This is a genomic window from Streptococcus caledonicus, from assembly GCF_042656225.1.
In the GTDB taxonomy this organism is placed as follows: domain Bacteria; phylum Bacillota; class Bacilli; order Lactobacillales; family Streptococcaceae; genus Streptococcus; species Streptococcus caledonicus.
This window is the reverse complement of sequence record NZ_JBHSOJ010000015.1, coordinates 262,111-274,133: the sequence shown is the minus strand read 5'-3', so window position 1 is coordinate 274,133 and position 12,023 is coordinate 262,111. Positions and strand designations below refer to the sequence as shown.

The window sequence follows — 12,023 nt, the reverse complement described above, 5'->3', positions numbered from 1 at the left end:
AATGTTTTTTCAACAGTTCAATCTTTTTCCCAATATATCCGTTTTGGGTGACATTACGCTTTCCCCTATTAAAACCAAAGGGATGCCCAAGGAGGAGGCAAAAACAAAAGCTATGATGTTGTTGGACAAGGTAGGATTACCTGAAAAAGTGTCTGCTTTTCCACAAAATTTATCAGGCGGTCAGCAACAACGGATTGCGATTGCACATGGGTTAGCTATGGATCCCGATGTGATGTTATTTGATAAGCCGACATCAGCGCTTGATCCTGAAATGGTTGGTGAAGTATTGACCGTGATGCAGGACTTGGCTAGCTTAGGCGACTGTCACTCTCTTGTTTCTTAGCGACAGGCTTCGATAGTCTGGAGAGATTGTCAAACTCTACTGGATATTTTCACCCCTAGCGCACTAAAACTTGGCCACTTTAGTGTTTTCACAACTAGAAAAGCACTAGTTATAGTGACTTCGCCGCCTGCATTGATCGCAGAAAATACCAACAATAAAATATTATGGAATAAGTATCTATTGAAGGGAAATGAATGGTAACTGAAACAATTTATCTTAAATGGGATTATTATTTTTAAACGCAGGGTTATTTTAAAACTGAACCATTGTCTAAGTAATTCAAGGGAATCTGTACTGTTTGTAGATTGTACGACAGAAAAATGTTGAAAGAGACTGGTTCTATCATTCTAACTAAAATAATTGTTTCAAGTCTAGGCATGTCTGTTGAGTTTTAGGAATGGTAGAGTTATAGTTTTTTTGGTATAATGGGACAGTAGTAGTTTGAAAGGAGTTTAAGGTTTGTTTCAAATTTCGGTAGACCCCCATCATCAGGAAACCTATGAGCAAGTCTTAGCTCACTTGAAAGGAAAGCAAATTCGTCTGACAGAAACACGGAAAGCCATTATAGCCTACATGATTGAAGCTCATCATCATCCTAGTGCAGAGCAAATTTTTCATGATTTACAGGACCAGTATACTCATATGAGCTTAGCGACTGTTTATAATAATTTAAGAATTTTGATTGAAGAAGGCTTCGTCTCTGAGGTTAAAGTAAGTAACGATAATACGACTTATTTTGATTTTATGGGGCATGACCACCTTCATGTGGTTTGTGAGATTTGTGGTAACATCACAGATTTTATGGATGCTGATACTTCTCTTTTAGTAAAAGAAGCAGAGCAAAAGACTGGTTATCAAGTTACTAAAAATCAATTTTTAATTTATGGTGTTTGCCCTGCTTGTTCCCTAAAAAAATAGAAAAAGACTTCACTTGAAAGTCTTTTTTTCTTATATATGCGAATAATTAGTTAGGAGGTCATCATGTATAGTATTCAATTTAAAGAACAAGCCATGCTTCCCCGCGAACGATTAAGCGCAGAAGGAGCAGAACATCTCAGTAATCAAGAACTTTTAGCCATTTGTTTACGTACAGGGACGAAGAAGGAACATGTCCTTTCTTTGGCTAATTCAATTTTAAAGAATTTGAGTAGTTTAGCTGATTTGCGGCAGCTTTCTCTTGAGGAATTACAAAATATTTCAGGCATTGGGCGAGTAAAATCTATCGAATTAAAAGCCATGATAGAGTTAGCTAATCGTATTCAGACAGCAGAAGTTGAAAAACAGGAGCGCATCATGTCCAGTGAACGATTAGCACGACGAATGATGCTCGAATTAGGAGATAAGAAACAAGAGCATTTGGTAGCTCTCTATTTAGATACACAAAATAGACTTATTGCTCAAAAAACCATATTTATTGGTACGGTTAGACGGTCAGTTGCAGAACCTAGAGAAATTTTACATTATGCTTGTAAACATATGGCAACATCTTTAATTGTTATTCACAATCATCCATCTGGAGTAACAGAACCAAGTGAAAATGATTTTCATTTTACAGATAAACTTAAGCGTTGTTGTGACGATCTAGGGGTAGTTTTTCTAGATCATCTTATTGTTGGAAGAAATGAGTATTTTAGTTTTCGTGAGGAGACAGATAATCTTTAAAGCTCATTTACAATAAAATCGAAGAGTTTTTGACTGTGATCTTTATCGCTATAAACTAGTAGTTCAGGATGCCATTGGACACCAAGATAACGAAGATCAGGGTTAGTAGATTCAACGGCTTCAATAATTCCATCTTCAGGAGAACTTGCAATAACTTTTAGCGCTGGTGCTAGCTCTTTTATGGCTTGTCGATGGTAAGAATTAATCCCAGTATGTGTTTCATAGATATGAGAAAAAAGGCTATCCTCAGTAACAGTCATTGTTTGAGTAATAATATCTGCGTCTTCTTTTTGCCAGTGATTTGGAATATTTTGATGTAGACTACCACCTAAAATAACATTTATGAGCTGCATGCCTCGGCAAACGGCAAAAATAGGTTTCTTTTGTAAAATGGCTTCTTTAACTAAAGCTATTTCAAATTCGTCTCGCTCTCTGAAGTAATCATCTTCAGCATTGGGGTCTTTTTCTTCATGATAATAGGCAGGGTTAACATTTTGTCCACCTGTCAGAATAAGCTTATCAATCATGCTGATGTAATGTTTCGCCATTTCGGGTTTGTTAATAGGTAGAACAAGAGGAAGTCCACCGGCTTCAATAATCGCATTAGGAAATCCTGAAGGGACATAGGTCCAGGGAAGGGTATCTAATTCCACTTGACGTTGATTAGCAGCAATTCCAATAATAGGTTGTTTTGACATAAGAACTCACTTTCTAGTCTTTTCATAAGAGATTTGAGGAAGGTATTAGCAGTTTTATTTTACTACCGTGATAATGTGATTCACAGTGATGCATTTTAGTACTAAAAATAATACAGAGTTATCTTGTTGTACTTTTGTGATGCTTCTGGTCCTTTACTTTGTTGTGATTTAGAACGACCTTCTTCTTTATAATTATAGTGATTTAGATTTTATTAGTACTTATTTTAATGTGGTGTGGGGCTGCTCCAAAAGTCTGGGAGACCTTTGGAGGTAAGAAATGGTGCTAGCGAAGTCAGCGTCACAATCTCTTGCGGAGTTCCATTTTATACTCTATAAAAATCAAAATTAGACATAGACAAAAACATTTTTCTCCTGCTCTCCTCATATGGTTAGCACGTCAACAAACCTTTGGTTTCATGGCTCACTTGAAAGGCCCTACCCTTTCAAGTTTCCTTTCCATAGCAGAAAGCTGTTATGATTTTAACCACTTACCGAGGATGGAGTTTGTCGTTTTCCGATTAGAGACAACAGTATCCAAGGTAACAAAATTACTATGATTGTGAAGACTTTGTGCTGCGGTGAAAGCTCTAGAAGAAGGATCCTAGGGCGATAGGATGGAGAGTTAACAGACTTTAAGACTGATTGAAGCTGTTGCTTGGAAATTAAAAAGCAATAAGACTCGCCCCCCAAAAAATAGAACTCGCAGGAGATTGTTTGCACCCACAGCTAAGGAATAGCTCCTAAAAAAGCCAACAATGTATCGTTTTGATTTTGAAATAAGTATTAAATCTAATTTACTATATAATGAAAAAACAAGTAATCTGATAATATAAAAAAATAGCTGAGGAGTCAAGTATTCTCCTCGGCTATTGATTTATTTATCTTGATTATTCATAAAGTAGAGTAACGTTTGAAGTTCACTTGTTAAGTCTACATATTGCACAACAACATTTTCAGGAACTTGGAGATTAACTGGTGAAAAGCTTAAGATACCACGGATTCCTGCATCAACGAGGATATCAGCCACTTCTTGAGCTTTAGTTGAAGGAACAGTTAAAATAGCAGTTTCTACATGTGTATTAGCAATATGATGTTTAAGACTTGAGATACCATAAATAGGAATCCCATCCCCTGTTTTTGTGCCAACTAATTCATTGTCATCAGTATCAAAAGCAAGGGCAATTTGCATTTTGTTGCGATCATGGAAACGATAGTGTAACAAAGCACGACCGATATTACCTACACCAACTAACATGACATTAGTTGTAGAATGGTCTCCTAGTAATTCTGCGAAGAAATTCATTAATTTTTGAGTATCGTAACCAAAACCACGACGTCCGAGTTCGCCAAAATAAGAAAAGTCTCGACGAACAGTCGCAGGATCAATTCCCATAGCATCAGCGATTTGTTGAGAGCTAGCTTTAGCAACTTTATCAGCATGGAGGCGTTTAAAAATTCGGTAATATAAAGCTAGTCGTTTAGCAGTTGCATTTGGAATATTTTTTTCTAACATAGTTGTCTCTTTCTAAAATAATTGAGGTTGGAACAAAAATATCTCAATCATCTCTTTTTGATAGTAATAGCAGATAGATGCAGTAGTTGATTGGGAGTCCCAAAACTTTTCTACACAGTCGTTAGCGGCCATCCTATACGACTGTGATGGTCAAGACTTCGAAATCATGACTTTTGTCTCAATCTCTTTTTTCATGTTTAGTCTATTCTTATTATAATGAAACTTTGTGAAAAAATCAACATATAAGAATTTAAAAAAGACAATAGAAAAACGTCAAATAGTAAGAAAGAATGAAAATATGAGGACAGTTCCTTAAGATTACTAGTGAATCGGAGGAACTATCCTATTGATTTAGACTTCTAGTTTGGTAAAGATATCGCGTTCAACTAAACTATCCATCAAAAAGTAAAATTTGTCCTGCATAATTTTATGTTCTTCATTTTTGAAGATATTGACAAGACGAAGCCCAGATTTATCTGTAATAGTAAGTTTGAAAGCAGTTAAATCTTTATTAATCGTAATTTTTAATGGGAAACCATCCCCAGAATTTGGAATAATTTCTAAAAGGCGATTCAATTCGTAATTTCCAACCTTATTTTGCATAAAAGTTGTATCACGAAGAGTGTATTTTTTTATTTTAGGACTAATCGCATAAGAAAAACGACAGTCTGTTAAATGAATTTCTTTTTCAAAAGCCATAATCAATTATTTAAGATATAGATGACATAAGAAATGACACGATTTTTTATGTTTTCCATACCCATTTCCTTTCATAATGTAGTTGCTATGCTAATAATTTTTTTAATTGTTGTGCTAATAGCTGAGCTTCTTTAACAGTGTTTTGTTCTCCAAAACTGATTCGAATGGATTCGCGAAGTCTTGGAGAACTTTCACCATAGTAACTTGTTAACACATGACTTGGAGTGACAGCGCCAGCAGTACAAGCTGAACCAGTTGAGACTGCAAATCCAGCTAAATCTAGTTGTGTTAGCAGCAGTCCATTATTACCATTAGGAAAACCAATATTTAACACATGTGATAAGGAATCGTTTCCTGAATTGATGTAATAATCTAAGCCTTCCAGTTCTGTTAGAAAAGCTTGGCGAATGTGATGAATATGGTTGAGGTTTTCATGTAGCTGATTGGTAGCTTCAGTCAGCGCAGTAGCCATACCAGCTAAAGAAATCATATTTTCTGTTGATGCACGCCGTTTATCTTCTTGATCACCACCATGTAAGAGATTATCAAAGTGATTGGTCTTAGCATAAAGAAAGCCAACCCCTTTAGGGCCATGAAATTTATGAGCAGAGGCAGATAAGAAGTCAATTTGCCAATCGTCTGGTAATACAGTAATTTTTCCAACTGTTTGAACGGCATCAACATGAAAAACAGCCGAATGTTGACTTAAAAGGTGACCAATTTCAGGAATGGGATTAAGGTCTCCAGTTTCGTTATTAGCATGCATAATGGATACTAATAAGGTATCGGGACGAAGGGCGTCCCTAACTTGTTGCGCAGTTATGTGACCTTTACTAGGTTTTAGATAAGTGACTTCAAACCCAAAACGTTTTTCAAGATAAGACATGGCTTGTAACACAGAGTGGTGTTCGGTAGCTGTAGTAATCAGGTGTTTCCCTTTTTCTTGATTAGCTAATGCATAGCCGATAATAGCGGTGTTGTTACTCTCCGTACCGCCAGAAGTAAAGATAATATTTTTCTCGTCTGTTTTTAAGCTTTGAGCAATAGCATAGCGATAATGGCGTAATAATTGTTTAGCTTTTCGTCCAAAAGTATGTAAGCTAGAAGGATTGCCGAACTGCTCTGCCATTACTGAAGTCATTGCTTCAATCACAGAAGGAGTTAAAGGAGTAGTTGCAGCATTGTCAAAATAAATCATTGTTTACTTACCAGGTTTATATGCAAAGAGTGGGCTTACTGGTTGATGCTCGTGGATACGGACAAGGGCTTCACCGAGGAGCTCACTTGCTGGAAGATACTTAATTTTATTTGGTGTACGTTCTTTTGTCAGAACAGAGTCTGTTACAAGGATTTCCTTAATTGGTGCAAGATCCAAAATGTCAGCAGCACCACCAGCAAATAAACCGTGACTAGCTACAGCATAAATGTCAACCGCACCGTCACGTTCAACAATTTTGGCAGCTTCTGCAAAAGTTTTACCTGTATTTAGGATATCATCAATCAAGATAGCTTTTTTCCCTGTGACATCTCCAATGATGTAACCTTCTTCACGCTGGCTGTCATCTTGAGCATAATCAATGATAGCAATTGGGGCATCAAGGTATTCAGCTAAGCTACGAGCACGTTTAATGCCAGAGTTTTTTGGACTAACAACGACAACATCTGAACCAGTTAAACCTTTATCAATATAATGTTTGGCAAAAAGTGGAACAGTGAATAAGTTATCTACTGGGATATCAAAGAAGCCTTGCACTTGAATAGCATGGAGATCAAGTGTTACAACGCGCTCAACGCCAGCTTTTACCAACATATTGGCAACTAATTTTGCAGTAATTGGTTCACGTTGTGCAGCAACACGATCTTGACGTGAGTAACCAAAGTATGGCATGACAACTGTTACAGAGTGGGCGCTGGCACGTTTACAAGCATCAATAGCTATGAGTAGTTCCCAAAGATTATCGTTAACAGGATAGCTTGTTGATTGGATGAGATAAACGTCAATACCACGAACACTTTCTTCTAAGTTCACCATAATTTCACCATCTGCAAATTGGCGTGAAGATAGCTTGCTAAGAGGTACCCCTACAGCTTTAGCAATCTGTTCAGCAATTTCTTTATTTGATGAGAGAGAAAAAAGTTTCATTTGTTTGTCGGACATTTTAAGGCTCCTTCTTAAAGTAACATGAAAGTTTTACGGTTACTATTCTACCAAAAAAAAAGATAAAAAGCATGGTATAACTAGAGAAAAATTAAGTTCTTATGCACAGATTATTAGTCTTAGTATGAAATAATTGTTTCTTCTAATCATTTGAATTTTGGAAAGTTGTGTTTATTGAGCGTGGGATAGAAGTCATGATTCCCTATGGCTCTCTGTTTTCTAAGCTTCGTCTAAAACTGTTCACTGGACAGTTTTAGTAAAATACTTTTTCATCCTAAAAAGAAATAAGGATGGTTTTTCGTTCTTTCATGCTGATATTTTGAGGTGAATATGAGAGACCAAAAACTTAAAATCAAGTATTTAATACTATTGGTCATTCTTTTTTAACGTTGATGTAAAACGGGCAACTTTACTTTTCGCATATTTAAAGTCAATATTATGTTGCTCCAAAAAGTTATCAAAATCTATTTTGCCTTTTTCAGCATCCAAGACTTCAAGTTCCAATTCATAATCTTTGAGCCCGGCATATTGATTATAATCCAAAGCAAGTAGGCCAATAGAGGTTTGCGATTCACGGCGGATGGTTGTTAAATGTCCTAATACTAGAAGTTCTTCGAGAGGAATTCCTTTTTGAACTAAAAGAGTTTTAATTTCTCCGTTAGGGAGAATTGCTGTTTTTATGGCTTCCTTGGCTTCTGGTAATAGCAGAGTCTGATTATGTTCGACATTCCCAACTTCCTGCGGAATTTTTAATGTCAGTTCTGCCTTGTCTGAAAAGGTTCTGATACGTAAGGACATACGATGTGCTTTTAGAACAAAGTCAGAAGTGTCAAAATAGTAATTCGTTTGAGTGATAGGTTTGACATGTGCTAATCTACTTTCGAGGCGATTAAATTCATCTTGATTAAGTAAAGTTTTGTATTCGATTTCAAGAACTGTCATGTTTATTATTTTTCTTTCTCTAAAAATTCTGAATTTTATGTTATAATTAAATGACTATGTTCATTTTAGCTAAAAGTTAGCTTTTTGACAAGAATGAGTGACGAAGTGAGTGCTGGAGCACTAGAAAGGAGTGTTCAGTTGATTTCTACAACTGAACTTAGGATGGTTTAAGCTAAGCAATCCAATTTTAAAGGTTTATACTGAGGAGAATGATAGCTTGTCTCACAAAAGTAATCGGATTGAATTAAAATATGAAAGCAAATGAACCAAGGTAGGCCATCCTAACATCTTAATAATATGAATTTTGACTGGGAAAGTTTTCTTGATCCTTATATTCAAACAGTTGGTGAACTAAAAATAAAATTACGAGGCATCCGTAAGCAATTTCGTAAGCAAAATCGTCACTCTCCCATTGAATTTGTCACAGGGCGTGTTAAATCAATTGAAAGTATCCAAGAAAAATTAGTCCGCAGAGGTATCGCTTTTGAAAATATGGCTGAAGAAGTGGAAGATATTGCTGGACTTCGTATCATGGTGCAATTTGTAGATGATATTGATGAGGTTTTAGGGTTGCTTCGTCACAGGACGGATATGACAGTTGTTCGTGAACGAGATTATATCAATCATATGAAAATGAGTGGGTATCGTTCATATCATGTTGTGATATCTTATCCAGTGAATACTATAGATGGGCCTAAGACTGTTTTAGCAGAGATTCAAATTCGCACGTTGGCGATGAATTTTTGGGCAACTATTGAGCATTCGCTAAACTATAAATACCGTGGTGATTTTCCAAATGAAATTAAACGTCGTTTGGAGATAACTGCTAAAATTGCCTTTGAGTTAGATGAAGAAATGCGGAAAATCCGTGAAGATATCCGTGAGGCGCAACTGTTATTTGACCACGATAATAGAAAATTGAGTGACGGAGTGGGTAATAGTGATGACACAGATGAATTATACCGATAACACTAAAGTAGCAATTATTGCTAATGGCAAACCGCAAAGTCGACGGGTTGCTGATAAGATTTTTAAAGCTTTACGTGACGATCCTAACTTTTATTTAACAAAACGCAATCCCGATATTGTGATTTCCATCGGAGGAGATGGGATGCTCTTATCTGCTTTTCATGCGTATGAAAAAGAGTTAGAACGTGTCCGTTTTGTAGGTGTGCACACCGGACATTTGGGTTTTTATACTGATTATCGTGATTTTGAAGTAGAAGAATTGTTACGTAATCTTCGTGAAGATCGTGGTGAAAAGGTATCCTATCCTATATTAAAGGTTTCCTTAACCTTATCTGATGGTAGAGTGGTGACCTCTCGCGCTTTAAATGAAGCTACGATTAAGCGTCTTGAAAAAACAATGGTAGCAGATGTGTTGGTTAATCATGTCCTTCTTGAACGATTTCGTGGCGATGGTTTGGCTGTCTCTACACCAACCGGTTCAACAGCCTATAATAAATCGTTGGGAGGAGCTATTCTTCATCCAACGGTAGAAGCTTTGCAATTGACTGAGATTGCTAGCTTAAATAATCGTGTTTACCGTACTATTGGAAGTCCGATTATTGTTCCAAAGAAAGATCTTATTGAAATTGTTCCTAAGCGTGTAGGGGCCTATGTATTAACTGTGGATAATAAAACTTACCATCATCGCAATGTGCAACATGTGACTTACGAAATTGACCAAGCGAAAATCAGTTTTGTAGCGACTCCACGCCACACGAGCTTTTGGCAACGTGTAAAAGATGCTTTTGTTGGAGAAGAACATGAAATTTGAATATATTGCCCATAGACCGTGTCAGGTCAAAAGTCTTCTGAAAGAACACGATGTCTCGAAAGCCTTGTTAGCTAAAATTAAGTTTAAAGGTGGAAATATCTGGGTAAACGGTAAGGAAGAAAATGCTATCTTTGTCCTAAAGAATGGAGATGTGGTAACCATTGAGATTCCCAATGAAGAAGATTTAAATGGAAGTCTTGAACCGATATATAAACCCATAGAGATTGTGTCAGAAGATGATCATTTTATTATCCTCAATAAACCGCATGGCATTGCTAGTATTCCGAGTATTTTACACTCCCATACCATGGCCAATCGTGTTAAAGGATATTATTTGTCTCAAAATTACCCTAATAAACAAGTCCATATTGTGACGCGTTTGGATAAAGATACCAGTGGTCTGATGCTTTTTGCAAAACATGGCTATGCTCATGCAAGATTGGATAAACAGTTACAGAAAAAGGTCATTGAAAAGCGTTATTATGCTTTGGTAGCAGGTGAAGGTGATTTGCCTGATGAAGGAGAAATAATTGCCCCTATTGCGCGGCCAGAGAATTCTATTATTACACGCTGTGTCCACCCGTCTGGGAAATATGCACATACCTCGTATAAAGTTGTTGCGCGTTATGGAAAGGTGAAATTAGTTGATATTCAACTTCACACCGGACGGACACATCAGATTCGCGTTCATTTTTCTCATATTGGCCAACCGCTTTTAGGAGATGATCTTTATGGTGGTTCAATGAGTTATGGGATTGAAAGGCAAGCGTTGCATTGCCATTATCTATCTTTTAACGATCCATTTACAAGAACACAAAAGATACAGACTAGTTCCTTGACAGCTGACATGGAAAGCGTTATCCTAAAGTTACAACAAAAATAAAAGAAAGTTGAGAGATTATGCGTAGTTTATTTGGTGAGTTGCGTAGTAAGATTGCAGGAAAACATGTCAAAATCGTTTTCCCAGAAGGAAATGATGAGCGTGTGGTACGTGCAGCAGCTCGTTTGAAATTTGAAGGTTTGGTTGAGCCAATTATTCTTGGTAAACCTAATGAGGTGATTGCTTTATTGGCAAAACTTGGTTTTGAAAATCCAAACTACACGATTATTGACCCAACAGAATATGCTGATTTTGATCAAATGAAAGAAACTTTTCTTGATATTCGTAAAGGAAAAGCAACTCCAGAGCAAGCTGATACTATCTTACGTGATGTCAACTACTTTGGTGTGATGTTAGTTCAAATGGGTCTTGCTGATGGTATGGTATCTGGTGCTATACATTCAACTGCTGATACTGTTCGTCCGGCCCTTCAAATTATCAAAACAAAACCAGGTATTTCACGTACGTCAGGTGTTTTCCTTATGAATCGTGAAAATACTAAAGAGCGTTACATTTTTGCAGACTGTGCTATTAATATTGATCCTAATGCTCAAGAATTAGCTGAAATTGCGGTAAATACTGCAGAGACTGCAGCAATTTTTGATATTGATCCAAAAGTTGCGATGTTAAGCTTTTCAACCTATGGTTCAGGTCAAGGACTACAAGTTGAAAAAGTAGCTGAAGCAACTAAAATTGCGAAAGAATTACGTCCAGAATTAGCTCTCGATGGGGAATTACAATTTGATGCTGCTTTTGATGCTGATACTGCTAAAATTAAAGCGCCAGATAGCTCAGTTGCGGGCAAAGCTAATGTCTTTGTTTTCCCAGATCTTCAAGCAGGAAATATCGGATACAAGATTGCACAACGTCTAGGTATGTTTGAAGCTATCGGCCCAATCCTACAAGGTCTGAACAAACCAGTAAATGATCTTTCTCGCGGATCATCAGCAGACGATATTTACAAACTTGGTATCATCACTGCTGCTCAAGCACTTGAAAATTAATTAAATATAGGAGGACGAGGTTGGGACAAAAATATCTCAACCTTCTTTTTTTGATAGCAATAACAGATTGACGCAGTGGTTGATTGGAGGTCTGTAACTGGACCCTTCTTTCATTTTCAAGTGTCCACCTAAAACATCCACTGGATGTTTTAGTACCACGCAATCGTTAGCGGCCATCCCATACGACTGTGATGAACGTCGTTCATCTTATTTCCAACCTCCAAAGGTCTGGGAGATCTTTGGAGCTGTGCGGAGGTGAGAGTGAAAGTGTCCAGTGGACAGTTTCATCCTGAGCTTAGAAATCAGAGAGCGAAGGGAAGTCAAGACTTCGAAATCATGACTTC

12 protein-coding genes and 1 pseudogene are annotated in these 12,023 nt (G+C 36.9%); 7 read left to right on the top strand and 6 right to left on the bottom strand.

Features of this window, described 5'->3' with window-relative positions:
- The 3 genes and pseudogenes from ACFPQ3_RS03200 to radC form a co-directional block, all read left to right on the top strand.
- Positions 1-340: pseudogene (locus ACFPQ3_RS03200) on the top strand (ATP-binding cassette domain-containing protein); the annotation flags it as partial.
- Positions 341-811: 471 nt separating this feature from the next.
- The gene (locus tag ACFPQ3_RS03195; RefSeq protein ID WP_232323270.1) at positions 812-1,261 is read left to right on the top strand and encodes a Fur family transcriptional regulator; all 450 of its coding nucleotides are present in this window, start codon (positions 812-814) and stop codon (positions 1,259-1,261) included.
- Between the two features lie 63 nt (positions 1,262-1,324).
- Positions 1,325-2,005 (top strand): RadC family protein, encoded by a 681-nt coding sequence (radC, locus tag ACFPQ3_RS03190; RefSeq protein WP_156807191.1) that lies wholly within the window; start codon positions 1,325-1,327, stop codon positions 2,003-2,005.
- Here radC and ACFPQ3_RS03185 read toward each other — a convergent pair.
- The 6 genes from ACFPQ3_RS03185 to ACFPQ3_RS03160 all read right to left on the bottom strand — a co-directional run bounded on the left by ACFPQ3_RS03185 (position 2,002) and on the right by ACFPQ3_RS03160 (position 8,015).
- Entirely contained in the window at positions 2,002-2,703 is a 702-nt protein-coding gene (locus ACFPQ3_RS03185) for a gamma-glutamyl-gamma-aminobutyrate hydrolase family protein (protein WP_156807192.1), read from the bottom strand. The genes radC and ACFPQ3_RS03185 overlap by 4 nt on opposite strands.
- A gap of 874 nt (positions 2,704-3,577) precedes the next feature.
- Positions 3,578-4,216 (bottom strand): redox-sensing transcriptional repressor Rex, encoded by a 639-nt coding sequence (locus ACFPQ3_RS03180; RefSeq protein WP_156807193.1) that lies wholly within the window; start codon positions 4,214-4,216, stop codon positions 3,578-3,580.
- 351 nt (positions 4,217-4,567) lie between these two features.
- Complete coding sequence (locus tag ACFPQ3_RS03175; protein WP_156807194.1) at positions 4,568-4,915, bottom strand: DUF1831 domain-containing protein; 348 nt, start codon at positions 4,913-4,915, stop codon at positions 4,568-4,570.
- 85 nt (positions 4,916-5,000) lie between these two features.
- A complete protein-coding gene (locus tag ACFPQ3_RS03170; RefSeq protein WP_156807195.1) occupies positions 5,001-6,113 on the bottom strand; it encodes a cysteine desulfurase family protein in 1,113 nt (370 codons plus the stop codon).
- 3 nt (positions 6,114-6,116) lie between these two features.
- Positions 6,117-7,073, bottom strand: a complete 957-nt coding sequence (locus ACFPQ3_RS03165; RefSeq protein WP_156807196.1) for a ribose-phosphate diphosphokinase — start codon at positions 7,071-7,073, stop codon at positions 6,117-6,119.
- Positions 7,074-7,439: 366 nt separating this feature from the next.
- Positions 7,440-8,015 (bottom strand): CYTH domain-containing protein, encoded by a 576-nt coding sequence (locus ACFPQ3_RS03160; RefSeq protein ID WP_156807197.1) that lies wholly within the window; start codon positions 8,013-8,015, stop codon positions 7,440-7,442.
- Between the two features lie 297 nt (positions 8,016-8,312).
- On the opposite strand from ACFPQ3_RS03160, the gene yjbM reads away from it, so the two are divergent.
- Genes yjbM through pta form a run of 4 tightly spaced genes read left to right on the top strand, consistent with a single transcriptional unit; the run spans position 8,313 to position 11,679 of the window.
- On the top strand, positions 8,313-8,984 hold the full coding sequence (gene yjbM, locus ACFPQ3_RS03155) for a GTP diphosphokinase (RefSeq protein ID WP_156807198.1): 672 nt from the start codon (positions 8,313-8,315) through the stop codon (positions 8,982-8,984).
- Positions 8,959-9,795, top strand: a complete 837-nt coding sequence (locus ACFPQ3_RS03150; protein ID WP_156807199.1) for an NAD kinase — start codon at positions 8,959-8,961, stop codon at positions 9,793-9,795. Before yjbM ends, ACFPQ3_RS03150 begins: the two co-directional genes overlap by 26 nt.
- Positions 9,785-10,678 carry an RluA family pseudouridine synthase gene (locus ACFPQ3_RS03145; RefSeq protein WP_156807200.1) on the top strand — a complete coding sequence of 298 codons (894 nt, stop codon included), beginning with the start codon at positions 9,785-9,787 and terminating at the stop codon, positions 10,676-10,678. The genes ACFPQ3_RS03150 and ACFPQ3_RS03145 overlap by 11 nt, the downstream gene beginning before the upstream one ends.
- A 17-nt stretch (positions 10,679-10,695) precedes the next feature.
- Entirely contained in the window at positions 10,696-11,679 is a 984-nt protein-coding gene (gene pta / locus ACFPQ3_RS03140) for a phosphate acetyltransferase (RefSeq protein ID WP_156807201.1), read from the top strand.
- Positions 11,680-12,023: the final 344 nt, after the last annotated feature.

Coding starts and splice junctions, on each gene's coding strand:
- radC (WP_156807191.1), top strand. CDS start 1,325: ATGTATAGTATTCAATTTAAAGAACAAGCCATGCTTCCCCGCGAACGA.
- ACFPQ3_RS03185 (WP_156807192.1), bottom strand. CDS start 2,703: ATGTCAAAACAACCTATTATTGGAATTGCTGCTAATCAACGTCAAGTG.
- ACFPQ3_RS03180 (WP_156807193.1), bottom strand. CDS start 4,216: ATGTTAGAAAAAAATATTCCAAATGCAACTGCTAAACGACTAGCTTTA.
- ACFPQ3_RS03175 (WP_156807194.1), bottom strand. CDS start 4,915: ATGGCTTTTGAAAAAGAAATTCATTTAACAGACTGTCGTTTTTCTTAT.
- ACFPQ3_RS03170 (WP_156807195.1), bottom strand. CDS start 6,113: ATGATTTATTTTGACAATGCTGCAACTACTCCTTTAACTCCTTCTGTG.
- ACFPQ3_RS03165 (WP_156807196.1), bottom strand. CDS start 7,073: ATGTCCGACAAACAAATGAAACTTTTTTCTCTCTCATCAAATAAAGAA.
- ACFPQ3_RS03160 (WP_156807197.1), bottom strand. CDS start 8,015: ATGACAGTTCTTGAAATCGAATACAAAACTTTACTTAATCAAGATGAA.
- yjbM (WP_156807198.1), top strand. CDS start 8,313: ATGAATTTTGACTGGGAAAGTTTTCTTGATCCTTATATTCAAACAGTT.
- ACFPQ3_RS03150 (WP_156807199.1), top strand. CDS start 8,959: ATGACACAGATGAATTATACCGATAACACTAAAGTAGCAATTATTGCT.
- ACFPQ3_RS03145 (WP_156807200.1), top strand. CDS start 9,785: ATGAAATTTGAATATATTGCCCATAGACCGTGTCAGGTCAAAAGTCTT.
- pta (WP_156807201.1), top strand. CDS start 10,696: ATGCGTAGTTTATTTGGTGAGTTGCGTAGTAAGATTGCAGGAAAACAT.